The sequence below is a fragment of the Fretibacterium fastidiosum genome, assembly GCF_964642095.1.
In the GTDB taxonomy this organism is placed as follows: domain Bacteria; phylum Synergistota; class Synergistia; order Synergistales; family Aminobacteriaceae; genus Fretibacterium; species Fretibacterium fastidiosum.
The window spans coordinates 2727441-2740769 of sequence record NZ_OZ209244.1; the positions used below are offsets into that span (position 1 = coordinate 2727441).

Sequence of the window (13329 nt, forward strand, 5' to 3'; positions counted from 1 at the left end):
CCTCACCTCTCCTGAACGGTTAGCGGCCCACCAGGCCGAAACCGTTGATGATCGCGTTCAACATCTCGTCCACGGTGGTCACGTAGCGCGACATGGCGCCGAAACAGCGGTTGAGGGTGATCATGTCCATCAGCTCCTCGTCCAGGTTCACGCCGGACACCGCCTCGCGCTGCAGGCCGATCTGTTCGGCCAGGCTGTCCTGCGCGGTGCTCATCAGCTGCGCGTGCGCCGCCTTGGAGCCGACCTGGGAGAGCATCGCGTCGTAGACGCCCCTGATGGTCATCGTGCCGCCCTTGAGGACCCGCGCGGAGGCCAGGTTCGCCATGCGCAGGGCGTTGCTCCCGTCACCCGACCCGCCGCTCACTCCGCTCACGGCGACCCCCGCAGCGTTCTTCCGGCCCATCGCCGCCCCGATCAGGGCGTTGTCCGCCACCACGGCATCGTTGACGGAAAGGTTCGAGGCCGCCCTGGTCCGCGTGCCGAGGGGTTTGAAGAAGGCGACCCCCGTCGTCGTGATGTCGCCACCGATGCCGTACCCGGAATACTGATAGGCGTTGACGTGGTTCACCAGCCCCCAGGTCAGGTCGTTCAGCTGCCCCTGGAGGTTGGGGATGATCCCGTCCCTGGCCTCCTCGAGGGCCTTGATCGTGCCGCTCCGGACGTGGTGGCGCACGGTGATGGCCGTGCTGCCGGCGTGCTTCAGGTTGAACCACATGCCCTCCTCCACCTGGGCGAGCTTTGACGCGCTGTAGTCGCTGCTCCCTCCCGACGCGGGGATGCGCCTCGCCTCCTTGAACCGGTTGTCCGAGGAGAGGTAGCGCACGCCGTTGAAGGTGAAGGAGGCGTCCTCCGCCACCGTGCTGATGGCCGCGACCTCGCGGTAGACGGGCGTTTTGTCCGTGGCGCTGACCGTACCGATCTGTTCGAGGCGCATCAGCCCCAGGCGCCGCAGGACCTGATCGTTTCCGTCCGCCCCCCCCATCAGCGTGATGCGCTGCGCCTCGCCCGGCACGTCCGAGGCGATCGTCAGGTACCAGGACTGGTCCGAGTCCTGCTTCAGCGAAGCGTGCACCCACTCCTCCGGCGCGGTGATCCCCAGCTCCGCCTGATACTTCTCGTTGATCTTGTTGCGGATCGTGGTGAGCGTGTCCGTCTCCTCCACGTCGATGGTAACCACCGACGCCTTGTTGACGATGCCCATGCGCTTCGCCAGGCTGCCCTCCACGTCGCTGATGGAGATCAGGCGGTGGTCCTTCGACTCGACGTAGAACTGCGTGGCCGTGCCCGTAGTCGGCCCCGACACGGCGGTGAGCCCGGATATCCCGCCGCTGGGCAGCGCCTGGTTCATGAAACCCGTCAGCTCCGCGACGGTCAGTGCGCCCGAGGCGCTGACGACGGGATAGGGCGAGGGCGTCGGCCGGGTCGTATCCGCTCCGGACGCGAACACGTCGCTCGTCAGCTCCCACCTCTTGGAGGAATCGTTCCAGGATGCGGTGACGTCCACCTGATTGTCCGCCACGCCGATGCGGAACGTGTGCCGATCCCCCGCCTTGCCGGGGCCGATGATCTCCCCCTCCTTCAAGCCCTCGGCGGCGTTGGCCCGGAAGATGCCCGACGTGACGCGCGTGCCCTGGGTCCCCACCTGGATGCGGAAGGAGCCCTTGATGCCGAGGGCCTCCGTGGGGGACATGGGGCGACTCCGCATCCGGGTGTTGCCCTTCTTCACCACCTGGACCGGCGAGAGCATCCCCAGCGTCCCTCCCACGTCCCGGACCTCCAGCGAACGGGTCCAGCCGTCCGCGTCGTTGCCCGCCTCGATGCGGAGGGAGGTGGGCGGTGTGACGCCGTCCGGCAGCAGCGAAACCTTCAGTCCGGAAGCCGAGAGGTCGGGACTCGCTGCGATCGCACTGCTCAAAAAGTCGCCCAGCTCTTTAACGGTCAGCTCCGCGTCGCCCGAATCACCGTCCGTGCCCAATGGGTTCCCGTCGGAGTCCTTCGCCTTCAGGGTCCATTTCGAGTTTGCCGCATCCCAGGCGATGTCAACGGTGAAGCTGGTGGGCGTCCCGTCCACCTTCGTCGTTCGGATGGTGATGCTCCGCGTCCTCGCCTTGTCCGATGCGTCGCTCAGCATGACGCCGTCCTTAAACCTGGAGGTGGTCACGGCCCGCGTGTCGAGGCAGAGGGGGTCGCCGCCGCCCAGGGCCCACTCCTTGCCGTTCGCGAGGCGGTCGACGGTGAGCTGATGCACCCCCTCCGGCCCCGTGGCCAGGACGTCGGCGACGTAGCAGTTCTCCACGATGTCGAACTCGTTCTCCGCCACCTGGACGTCGTAGTAGACCTGACCGTCCCACTGGAAGGCGTGAGCCCTCAGCTCGCGGACGTGGTCGCCCTGGATGAGGGCGCGCCCGTTCAGCGTCAGGAAGAACTCGCCGTTCACGTCGCCGTACCGCAGGGGCTCCTGAGGGGTGACGTCCAGCATCTCGGACAACTTGTCGAGGAGCAGGTCCCGCTGGTCCCTCAGGTCGTTGGCGTTCTGGTCCAGCGCCTCGGCCTTGTATATCTGCTTGTTGAGGGCGGCGATCTTGTGCAGGATCTGGTTCGCGTCCTGGACCGCGGTCAGGACCTGCTGATTCAGGTTCTTCGCGTACGTCTCAAACCCGGTGACGATCGTGTCCAGCACCCCGCCGATGGACCGGGCCGCCTCCACGAGGCTGCGCCGCGCGGCGGCGTCCTCCGGCTTCTGCTGCAGCGTCCGCATGGCAGCGTAGAACGTGTTCATCGCAGCGCTGAGCCCCTTGTTCTTCGGCTCCGGAATGTAGTTTTGCAGGTTCTGGTAGACGGCATTGATCGTGTCCCAATACCCCTTGGTGGCCAGGTTGGAGCGGTACTGAAAGTCGAGGAACTGGTCCCGGATGCGGACGATCTCGTCGGCCTTCATCCCCTGGCCGACCTGCCCAACGCCCGGAAGGTCCATGGGCTGCACCGTGGAGCGGAGCACCCGCTGACGGGAATACCCCTCCGTCCTCATGTTGGAGACGTTGTGCCCCACGGTCTGCATGCCGAGCCTGTAGGCGTTCAGCGCCCTCTTCCCCATCTCGATTCCCGAAAAAGCGTTGAGCATCTTCTACCCCCTGAAATCCGCCGCTCCCGCGTCCGCGGCGCCCTCACCCATGAGACGGCGCCACTCCGACAGCAGCATCGCCGTATACCGTTTATTTTGATCGATCAGCCCGCTCAGGATCGCCATCTCGGATTTCAGCACGAACACGGACTGGGTCAGCCGGTCCGCCGCGCCGTTGAACAGGGCGCGCTCAGCCTCATCCATGGGGACGGCCAGGGACTCCGCGCAGGGCTCGCAGCCAAACTGCGCCGCCAGCCGCTTCGCCAGGTCGCTCCGCCGGAGCTCCTGGGTCTGCACATCGAAGACGACCTCATGCATCTCCTTCATCAGGCCGTCCATCTCCTCCGCGTCCCCCACCTTCACGGCCTCGCGCTGATCCCGAACGACCTCCACCAGGTCGTCGATCGCGTCCGCTTCCTCCAGGACCGCGCTGATCAGAGCCTCAACCTCGCCGCGCACGGCCTCGCCCCCCGCTAGCGGACGTTCAGCATCCCCGCCACGATCAGGGAACGGGCCACCTGGTCCAGCTGCGGGACGTAGGTTCCCGCCTCCACCTGCTCCCTGTAGGCCGCGACGACGTCCTCCCGGACGTCCGGAACGTTCTTGAGCTCCGCGTCGATGCGGGCCAGCTCCACCGAAAACGAGCTGAAATCCGCCTCGTCCGTGCCGACGGACGTCCCTCCCATGCCGGCCTTCCGCCGCGCCCTCTTCGCGTTCGGCGCGTCGAAGCCGAACTGTCCGTATATCCTTCCTACCAAAGGAAACACGCTCCTTTCCGTCCTTCCTCGTTCGCATTCGCCCGTCCACCAGGGGCGTCCATGCCCGGTCTGCGCGCGGACGGCCTCGTTCCGGGTAGAGTATCGGAGCTTTCTCCCCCGCCCTTTACCCGCCGGCTCCACTCGCTCCACTCAGCCGGCGCTTCCCGCGGCGGCGCAGGCGCCCAGCACGGAGGCCCCCGCCGCCTCGCAGGCCCGCGCAAGGCAGGCCAGGGTCGCCCCCGTCGTGCACACGTCGTCCACCAGGACCACGCGGGCCCCGCGGACGCGAGGGGAGACGTCGAAGGCCTCCGGCCGAAGCGACAGCCGCTCCGCCCGACTCAACCCCGTCCGGGGCGTCAGGGCGACCGCCCAGCGGGCCGCCTCCTGCACCCCGACGCCCCAGACCTTCCCCATCCCCTTCGCGATCTCAAAGGCCTGGTTGTACCCCCGCCGGCTTCCCCGGTGCAGGGGCACGGGGAGCAGGAGGTCCGGGGCCGGGGACTCCCAGAGGGCGGCCATCCCCTCCCCCAGCCGGCACCCCAGCGCCCGGAATCCCCCGTACTTCAGGGCGAGGATCGCGCGGCTGACGCCGCCCTCGTAGAGGGCGGCGGTGCGGATCAGGGGAGCGCTGACGTGCCTCTTGCAGGGGCTGAGCGCCCCGCAGTACAGGCAGCGCGGCAGGGGCGGGCGAAACAGGGCGTCGCGGCACCCGGAGCAGAGCACCTCCCCCAGCCTCCCGCAGACGGGACAGCTCACGGGCCAGAGGGCGTGAAGCGCCAACGCCCCAAGACGGCGCAGGACGCGGAGGCCAGGGCGGGCGGATGCGGCCGCCCCGTCCTTCACCTCGGGAGGCCTCAAGGAGCGGACCCCGCGCTCGCCCGAAAGCGCTCCCTGGCCTCACGCACCAACTCGTCGCAGCGGTTGTTGCGCCGGTCGGCCGCGTGGCCCTTGACCCAATGCCATCGGACCTCGTGGGTCTGCGCCAGATCCCACAGCGCCTCCCACAGGTCCCGATTCTGGACAGGCTCTTTGGCGGCCGTGCGCCAGCCGTTCCTCCGCCACTTCGCGAGCCATCCCCGTTCAAAGGCGTTGCGCAGGTAGGTGGAGTCCGTGTGCAGATCCACCCGGCAGGGACGCTTCAGAGCCCTCAGGGCCTCTATGGCGGCGGTGAGCTCCATGCGGTTGTTCGTGGTGTCCTCCTCGGCACCCGATATCTCGCGCTCCGCGCCGTGGGACGGCGACAGCAGCACCGCGGCCCACCCCCCAAGGCCCGGATTGGGCGACGCGCCCCCGTCCGTGTAGACGGTCACCGCCGTCCTCGTCGTCTCGTTCAAGGGAACCCCTCCTCACAAAAAACGGCCCACCGTCCTCCAGCCCTTCGCCCCCTTCGCCGTCAACGGCAGCGCGGAGAACTTACGCAAAGCCCACCGTTCGCCCCATGGGCTTGCCGACGCACTCCGGAGGCTCCAGGTCATCGGGCAGGAAGGTCCTGATCGACTCGTCCGTGACGGCGTCCGGGGGAAGGGCCAGCACGCGGGCGGCGTGGCGCATCTCGGCCCGCTCCACCAGGTTCCGCACGAAACGACCGTTGCCGAAGTCCGGAGCAGCCGTCGCCCTCTCCAGCAGGGTCCGCGCACGCTCCAGGGTATCGGGCCCGGCCCTGCGGCCCTTCTCCTTCAGGATGAGGCCGAATATCTCCAGCAGTTCATCTGCCGTGTAGTCGAGAAAATCGACGTGGAAGGCCACGCGGCTCTTCAGGCCTGGGTTGCGCTCCACGAACTCCTTCATGCGGTCGGGATACCCGGCAAAGACCACCACCGTGTCCTCGCGGGCGTTCTCCATCTCCTGGACGATCGTGTTGATCACCTCGTCCCCGAAGAGCCCCCCGCGCTCATCCAGCAGGGAGTACGCCTCGTCGATGAAGAGGACTGATCCCCTGGCTTCCTTGAACTTCTTTTTGACGATCTGCGCGGTCCAGCCCACGTACTTGCCCACCAGGTCGGCCCGACCGACCTCCACCAGGCCGCCCGTCGTGAGCAGCCCGTTGTCCTTCATGATCCGGGCCATCAGACGGGCGACGGTCGTCTTGGCCGTTCCGGGGTTCCCGGCAAAGACCATGTGCATCGCCGGCCTTTGGGTGCTGACCCCCCGGTCCGCAAACAACCTCTGGGCCTTGTGGAACTGGACGGCCTGAAGGATGATCTCCTTGACAGCCGGAAGGCCGACCATGTCCATCAACTCCCTGTAGGCGTCGCCCCTGGGCTTCACCTTCCTCCCGCCGGCCCCTGCGGCCAGGTCCCGATACTGGGCGTGAAGCTCGGTCCTGAGGTAATCGTCATACCATTTGCTGAACGTCTTGTTGAGGTTTGCCGTGATGTGCCCCGACTCCGCCACGGGCAGACGCTTGAGGAGGGAGTCACAGTTCTCGACGCCGTTTTCCTCGGCCAGCCGCCTCAGGTAGCCCCTGGCCGCCCTGTTGAACACGACCTCCTCCTCCAGCTTGACGAACGTGATCTCCGGGAGCTCCTCCATCAGCCGGCGGCACAGCCTCTCGTCCGACCGCCTCATCTCGATGATGGAGAGGGTGTTGCGGCGAAACGCGGCAAGGCAGGAGGCGGCGACCGCGAGGTTCTCGCCAGAGGCGTCGGCATAAGAGCGGTCCTCGTCCTCATCGGCGCCCGTACCCGTCAGGGACAGCACCAGGGTACACCCCTTCTGCGACTCGTAGAAATTGCGCAGCCACTCCGCGTCACAGCACCCCCGGTTGGGGTCCAGCGTCAGAACGCAGTACCGTCTACCCAACAGGCGCCGCCTCTGGAGCAGGGCCCCCAGCAGGAGCTCCCGAATGGATTGACGAATTTTTGGGTCGTCCGACGTCACGACGTAATGGACCGGGTGCCCCACGAAGTGCTTCGGCCCGCGGGCGTCGAAGATCCGATCGATCTCCGGCCTGAAGGAGGCGCTGCAGAGCAGGCGCCTTGCCTCCACAAGGGCCTCTCGCTTCGCAAACGGCTTTGGGATCAGCACCTCGCTGTGGCTGCCAGAGCGGTAGCTGTCGATAAAATCCATGTTGAGGTCGGACTTGTATTCGTCATCGTCCTCGATGTAGTCCCTCCGATTGGCGCCGTACAGCAGTCTGGAGAACTCCCCCACGGTGATCTCCTCGAAGGCGGCGTCCTTCCCGTGGAGGTCAAGCCTCTCGCAGAACCGCTCAAGGCCCCTCTTGAGGTCCTCCTGGTCCGGAACCTTGATCCCGGCAAACGTCGCGGCACCGATGGAGACCTTTCGATCGTGGATTTCCGACACGAAAAAGCTTATCTCTCCCCTGGACCTTTCGTTCGCCTCCTCCGTCCTCTCCTTGATCCTGGCCCGCGTTTTCCTCTATCTTCTGCTCGCTGCTCTCCAGGGCCCTGTCGCTCTCCATTTCGATCTTGTAAAACAGCATCGTCATCACCCCTGATCGTTTGGTCAAGAGCATACAGGGCACCCCGCACTGATATCAGTGCGGTCAGCCGATGGAGGCCGGATCAGCGCATTGAAGGCCGCCTCAGAGGCCGTATCGTTTGGTCATCTTCCTGACGTCCTCCATGACCTGCTCCCGCAGCTTGCGCGGGGAGACGACCTCGCAGTGGTTGCCGAACTGCAGGGCGAAGAATCGCATCCCCTCGAGAGCGGCGATGACGCGCACCTTCATCAGGTCGTCGTCGATCGGGGTCATGGAAGCCCGGCTTCCGAAGGCGTCCAGCACGTCTCCCGCGCAGGAGCGGGACATCTTCAGCACCACTGTCCTGGGCTCCCCGCCGAACATGAAGTGGTGCTCCTGGGCGTAGAGCGCGGCGTCGAAGCTCCTGTCCCGATAGGCCGGCAGGCTCCAGATGGGGCGGGCACTCTCGTCCAGGACCTCGACGTCCGTCATGCGATCGATCCGGTAATGGGTGAGATTGTCTCGGCCGTCGTAGCAGCCGATCAGGTAGTATTGGCCGTTGGTGCAGACCATGGCGAAGGGGTGGACGACGTAGGGACGCCCCCCGCGGGGGACCAGCTCCCCGTTGACGCTGACGGAGTTCAGGATGAAGCGGAGCCGTCTTCTGTCCTCGATGGCCTCCTCGACGCGGTCCAGGTTCTCGAAGAACGCCCCGTTTCGGTGGTGGGGCCAGAGGGGCAGAGAGTGGACGTGGCTAAGCCGGCCCTGAAAGTAGTGGTTGGCCAGGCCGACCAATTTTCCGATGAGGCTTCGGGCGTCCTCCTGCGGTATGTACCGGGAGGACAGCACGCTGTCGATGAGCACCCGCAGCTCGACGTCCGAGAGCTCCCGGCTCCTCAGGTAGGCGCCTCAGCCGTTCTCCTCGTAGGTGCTGATGTCCCAGCCCAGCTCGCAGAGCAGCGAGAGGTTCCGCCCCACCGCGTTGCGCACCGCGCTCAGGCCGTAGTCGGCCTTGAGCTTTTTGATGATCTCCCCCGACGTGAGGGGGTGCTCCTCGTCGGAATAGTTCTTTAATATTTCGAGTATGCATAAGGGCAGCGCACTCCGCCCTCCAACGCTTCCACCGGCGCAGCGCACAGGCCATCGCCTCCGTTTGAATTTCAGGTCACAACAGACTGCGGTATTCCCTGGCGCCGTACAGGACGCGCATTACCACGGCCTCATGTTCCGCTTCATGCAGAATGTAGAAGACGAGATAATTTTCAACGACTAGTTTTCGATAGCCCCTCGAGGCAAGAAACGTGTCTCGTGGTTGTGCGCCGATTCTGGGATAACGTGTCAGATGTTGAAGCTCCTGCTCAATTTTACTCAACAGTTTCTCAGCGGCCTCTGGATCGCCCAGCGTCACGCTGATGTAGTCATCAATCTCGTCCATGTCCTCATACGCCAATGGGGTAAAGCGGACATGGAAGTGTTCATCATCCATGTTTTTCTCTCAGGCGCCGGAAGACATCGTCCGCGTTCAGCAGCGGCTCTCCATCGACAAGCTGCTGCTCGGCGGCTGCCAGTTTGCGATACACGTCCAGCAGGCAAAACTGCCGCGCGTACGCCTGCGTTGTCATGATGACCAGCCCGTCGTCCCCCTCCTTCGTAAGGAACACGGGCTCGTCCTTCTGCCGGCACAGCGCCGCAATGGCGTTTGTGTCCTGAAGACATTCTATTGGTCTGATGGTTGACATTACCGTCACCTCTAACGGCGATAATACCTGCGGTGCAGGGCAATGAGGTGATTTCAGATACGCCCGGCGATGTCGATCGTTTGGTGCAGCCGTCCGTTCCTCTTTGACTGATAGAGCTTAAAGACGTAGGTTCTCACTTATTCTTTTGCTCCTCAATGTATTTAAGCACTGTTTTTTCCGAAATATGCCCTACGGATTCACAATAGTACGAACGCGTCCAAAGGGAAGGCATCTTCAAGAGATGGGGAAATTCTAAACGCAAAAAACGCGAAGTGTAGCCCTTAAATTGCTGGACTACATAGTGTGGTGCGTTTACCAGGTTTTGTTTTGACGAAAAGATGAACATGATCCGGCATAACCTTCAATCTTGCGATAGATACGCCAATTTCTTCGACTTTCTCATACAGAAGCTCCTTTAGTCTGCTTTCTACGTCGCCCACCAGCACCCTGCGCCTGTATTTAGGACACCAGATGAGGTGGTAGCCAATATTAAAAACACACGTTTTAGATTGCGTCCATCGTTGTGACGACATAAAAAAAGTTTAACATGAATGTAGATAAACGACAAGAATCAAACCCAAATCCACAGGTTGCGATGGCTTTATCGGCGCTCAAGCCCGTCGTTGTACAGGTTAAGCCGATACTGACCTTTCACCCGTCAGGTGCAGCAGAAAATGTGCAAAACCGGTTTCCGACGCACGTTAAAAACTTTGCCTGTGGTTTGGGGTCAAAAACAAAGGCGAACGCCGACGAGTTGGCGGCGTTGCGGACCGCAGGTTTCGTGAAGCGACTCTTCATCCCGCGGCTAAAGTCGCGGGATGTCCTGTCGCACTGTCGGAAGGGGCGGCCTGAAGGCCGCTCCCGGATTTTTTGTTTTCTCCTGCGCTCCCCCTGCCGGAGGGCGTTCATCGTCCGATCCGGAGGTATTTTTCCGGAACCTCGACCTCCGTGATCCCCAGGTACCCCTGGCCAAGGATGTAGATATCCTGGTTCACCAGCACCACGTTCCTGAGGCAGGTGCCGGTCCCTGGGTCCACGTAGTGCACGGCACTCCACCGGGCGCCCGGCGTGTGCGCTTCGTAGCAGGCCTTCAGGTCGTCCAGGCTCTCCAGGCGGGCCTTCCCCTCAACGCATCGCTTGCCGAACTCCGCCAGGGCCACGATGTTAGTGAAATCGTAGGAGAACGTCCCCGTCCCGATGCGGCCCCCGGCGCCAGCCTCCACCACGGAGCGCTCCACCTTTTTGAGGATGGCGGGCCAGTTCCCCTTCTCCTTCGAGAGGTCGATCCCCAGCGCCCCGGGCAGCCCCATGACGGGGGAGAAGAGGTCCACCACGTAACCGCCCAGGGAGACGATCCGCATCAGCATGGGCTCGATGTGCGCGTAGTTGGTGCACAGGAAGGCCGTGTCCTTGCCGTACTTGTTCAGCCAGGTGGGCATCTTCTCCAGGATGAACTGCTGGGCGCCCGCCATGCCGACATCGCTGAGGGGGTCGGGGGCCATCTCGAAGAAGAACTCGAGCCCCAGGTCCTTGCAGGCCTCCTCCATGATGACGCGTCTGCGCCCCAGGGTCTCGAAGCTCATGTGGCGCGGGAAGGAGATGTGGACGAACTTCTTGGCCCCGACGCGCTTGGCGGCCAGGGGAATCAGGTAACCGCGGCTGAAGCTGTCCGCGTTCACCACCAGGTCCGCGGCCGTGCCGGCGATGTTCAGGTCCTCGTGGGCCTCGCCCACAAGCAGCAGGATGTCGGGGCGCCGTTCCCGGACGTGGCGGAGCCCTTCCGTTGTGCCCGGAACGCCCTGGCTGATAACGATCACCTTCATCTTGGGGTCGTCGGCGAGCCCCACCAGCTGGCTGATGGTGGTCTCCATCTCCGAGACGAACCGGTCGGGGTACGTGACGTGGACGATCATGCCCCCGCGTTTGGTGCTGCCGTATTGGTTGATCAGGCTCTCGGCGCCGCGGGTGGCGTCCTCGGTCGCCGAGACGGTGCCGGTCATGATGCCGATGTGGAAATCGGCCTGGGCCAGGGCGGGGCTCGAGAGGACGGTCGAGAGCAGGAGCGCAGCCAGGAGGAGTGCCCCGCCGGGGCGGGGGAGGGGAATACGGGAACGGACGTGTTGCATGACGATCACCTCATCATTGATGGAGGCGAACAAAAAGAGCACTGTCCTCGACAGCGCTCCGCGATGAGTGTAGCTCAAACCTCAACAGCGGACGCGACCATGCACCGTACGATCCCTCGTTTCGTTCCACAGCGACATCCCATCTGCAGACACTTGACGCGCATGGCCTACTCTGTTTGCAGCCTTCGTAAATTGCCCTAATCATTATAAAGAGGAAAGGGAGGAGATGTCAACGGAGTCCGCCGGTCCCCAATCCACAGGAAGTGTAAATGCAGTGTAAGTCGATGAAGCCGTCAGAGGAAGTTTTAAAAAAATCGGCTCTTCCGGCCCTCCTCTGCCGTCAAAACTGACAGCCCGTGAGCGCCAGCAAACGGCTGCCGGAAGATCAGGAGTACTCGATCGGACAGCGCATGAGCATCATCAGGCCCCGCTGCGTCTCAAAGCCCCGGCCCCTGAGGAAGCGCATCCACCCGGTGGTGTAGGCCATGACGATGGGGATGTTGCGGATGGCCGGGTGGGTCAGGGCGTAGTCCGCCAGGGCGCCCCCCAGCCCACGACCCTGGTGCGCGGGGTGCACGATGACGTCCCACAGGGACGCCCTGTAGACGAAATCCGTGATGATCCGGCAGAACCCCACGAGTTTGTCGTCGTGCCGGGCCGAGAAGCAGAGGCTCGTCCCGTCGATCATGGCCTGGATCCCCTCGACGGAGCGGCTGTGTCCCCACTCCGTGTAACGATAAAGGCTCTGGAGCTCCCGCGCGTTCACCGCCAATTTGCTGTCGTAGAAAAGGTAGTCCTCCATATCGGCCTCCGTCCCTCATGGGGCCCTTGTGTCTGGGGCCGCGCTGCGGCTCATTCTTGAAAGGAAAGTCGAACGTTGACCGGCCCCTCGGTGTGGATGTCCCCCGACGCCAGGCCGTTGACGATGACGGGCGCGTGGATGGACCTCAACGCCTCCACGGCGTCGAAGAACTCCTCGCCTCGAAGCGTGCCGACGTTGTTCGTGGCCGGGTCCGGGAGCACGCCCTCGTGGATGGCGCTCATCTTCAGATCGCGCAGGAAGCCGTGCAGCGCCTCCTCCGCGTCGAAGTCCTGGGCCTGAGCGTTGTACACCCGTCGGTAGATGACGTCGCCGTCGGAATAGATCAGGAGGCTCCTGCCCGCCTCAAAGCGCACGCTCACCTCCTCGCCGAAGGCCACGTTCTCGCGGGAGATGGCGCGGACGTAGAGGCGGTCCGGCGCGTCCTCAAGCCGCTTCAGCAGGGAAGCCTCCTCCACCGGATCGAACGTGACGGAGACGCCCCGCGGGGTTGACGGCAGGAGCTCCGACATCCGCACCAGGACCGCGACACGGGCTCTCTGCTTGAGGTCCTCCAACTCCTTTCGGGCCTCCGCCTCGGACGTGCCCGGTTCAAAGGCCCCCTGGGCCAGGAGGACGTTGGCGCTCAGGGCGATCGACCCGCTGCGCATGGTGCGAAGCGCCTGCTTCAGCTGCTCCGACTCGTCCCTCAGGCCCTGGACGGAGGCGGTCAGGTCGGACTTCTCCTGCTCCAGGAGCAGGCGGTCGTTGCGAAGGGAGTCCAGGTCCAGCCGGGCGAGGTCCAGGCTTGCCGTGGTGACCTGCATCCTCACCTGCTGTTCGGCGAGCGCCTCCTGGGCCTGGTCGGCGATCTCCTGGCTCTGGTTCAGCTGAAAGCGCAGGTCCAGGAGCTGCTGTTGAATGTAGTTCATGCTGAAGAGGGCGGTGCGCACGTCCTGGGAGAACGCGGAGAGCACCCCAAGGACGATCACGGTGATGACCCCGCCCGTGATGGCGGTGATCAGGCGGCTGGTGTGCTTGGGGCGCAGGCCGAAGATGGATATCCTCTGCTTCCCGTACCGGAACCCAAGGACGTCCCCCAGAAAGGCCAGCGCAGCGCTGCCCAGGATCAGGGATAAGATCAAAAACCAGTTGGCGCCGGAACCGGAAAAATTCAACGGTGAGCTCTCCTTCGCTGTCAAACGATGCGCGGTCCGCGCGGCGGGGATCGAGAAGCCTTTTAACGATACTCTGAAAATTATAGCGACGGAGCGCGGGCGCGTCCTCTTTGTTTTCGCCTATTTCGCAGCGGCTCAGCGGGGAACGGAAAAGGGGACGGGCAACCCCGTCCCCTACACGGCA

13 protein-coding genes, 1 pseudogene and 1 riboswitch are annotated in these 13329 nt (G+C 64.0%); all 14 genes and pseudogenes read right to left on the reverse strand.

Annotated features, from left to right (window positions below; genetic code table 11):
* Nucleotides 1-19 precede the first annotated feature (19 nt).
* A complete protein-coding gene (gene flgK, locus ACK28C_RS12190; protein ID WP_409152251.1) occupies nucleotides 20-3121 on the reverse strand; it encodes a flagellar hook-associated protein FlgK in 3102 nt (1033 codons plus the stop codon).
* 3 nt (nucleotides 3122-3124) lie between these two features.
* The gene (gene flgN / locus ACK28C_RS12195) at nucleotides 3125-3580 is read right to left on the reverse strand and encodes a flagellar export chaperone FlgN (protein ID WP_208872444.1); all 456 of its coding nucleotides are present in this window, start codon (nucleotides 3578-3580) and stop codon (nucleotides 3125-3127) included.
* Nucleotides 3581-3594: 14 nt separating this feature from the next.
* The gene (locus tag ACK28C_RS12200) at nucleotides 3595-3879 is read right to left on the reverse strand and encodes a flagellar biosynthesis anti-sigma factor FlgM (protein ID WP_208872445.1); all 285 of its coding nucleotides are present in this window, start codon (nucleotides 3877-3879) and stop codon (nucleotides 3595-3597) included.
* Between the two features lie 150 nt (nucleotides 3880-4029).
* Nucleotides 4030-4722, reverse strand: coding sequence for a ComF family protein (locus ACK28C_RS12205; RefSeq protein WP_409152252.1), 693 nt, complete (start codon nucleotides 4720-4722; stop codon nucleotides 4030-4032).
* Between the two features lie 11 nt (nucleotides 4723-4733).
* Nucleotides 4734-5213 (reverse strand): ribonuclease HI, encoded by a 480-nt coding sequence (gene rnhA, locus ACK28C_RS12210; protein WP_208872448.1) that lies wholly within the window; start codon nucleotides 5211-5213, stop codon nucleotides 4734-4736.
* Between the two features lie 79 nt (nucleotides 5214-5292).
* Nucleotides 5293-7185, reverse strand: a complete 1893-nt coding sequence (locus tag ACK28C_RS12215; RefSeq protein WP_409152253.1) for an AAA family ATPase — start codon at nucleotides 7183-7185, stop codon at nucleotides 5293-5295.
* 241 nt (nucleotides 7186-7426) lie between these two features.
* On the reverse strand, nucleotides 7427-8167 hold the full coding sequence (locus ACK28C_RS12220; protein ID WP_409152254.1) for a helix-turn-helix transcriptional regulator: 741 nt from the start codon (nucleotides 8165-8167) through the stop codon (nucleotides 7427-7429).
* A gap of 45 nt (nucleotides 8168-8212) precedes the next feature.
* Entirely contained in the window at nucleotides 8213-8440 is a 228-nt protein-coding gene (locus tag ACK28C_RS12225) for a hypothetical protein (protein WP_208872452.1), read from the reverse strand.
* Nucleotides 8441-8468: 28 nt separating this feature from the next.
* Nucleotides 8469-8789, reverse strand: a complete 321-nt coding sequence (locus ACK28C_RS12230) for a type II toxin-antitoxin system RelE/ParE family toxin (RefSeq protein WP_015555784.1) — start codon at nucleotides 8787-8789, stop codon at nucleotides 8469-8471.
* On the reverse strand, nucleotides 8782-9042 hold the full coding sequence (locus ACK28C_RS12235; protein WP_015555785.1) for a hypothetical protein: 261 nt from the start codon (nucleotides 9040-9042) through the stop codon (nucleotides 8782-8784). Before ACK28C_RS12235 ends, ACK28C_RS12230 begins: the two co-directional genes overlap by 8 nt.
* A 133-nt stretch (nucleotides 9043-9175) precedes the next feature.
* Nucleotides 9176-9575: pseudogene (gene tnpA, locus ACK28C_RS12240) on the reverse strand (IS200/IS605 family transposase).
* Between the two features lie 372 nt (nucleotides 9576-9947).
* A complete protein-coding gene (locus ACK28C_RS12245; RefSeq protein ID WP_409152659.1) occupies nucleotides 9948-11168 on the reverse strand; it encodes a DUF3798 domain-containing protein in 1221 nt (406 codons plus the stop codon).
* Between the two features lie 83 nt (nucleotides 11169-11251).
* A riboswitch (THF riboswitch) is annotated at nucleotides 11252-11345 on the reverse strand.
* A 208-nt stretch (nucleotides 11346-11553) separates the two neighbouring features.
* A complete protein-coding gene (locus ACK28C_RS12250; RefSeq protein ID WP_015555786.1) occupies nucleotides 11554-11970 on the reverse strand; it encodes a GNAT family N-acetyltransferase in 417 nt (138 codons plus the stop codon).
* A 50-nt stretch (nucleotides 11971-12020) separates the two neighbouring features.
* On the reverse strand, nucleotides 12021-13145 hold the full coding sequence (locus ACK28C_RS12255) for a DUF3084 domain-containing protein (protein ID WP_208872454.1): 1125 nt from the start codon (nucleotides 13143-13145) through the stop codon (nucleotides 12021-12023).
* Nucleotides 13146-13329: the final 184 nt, after the last annotated feature.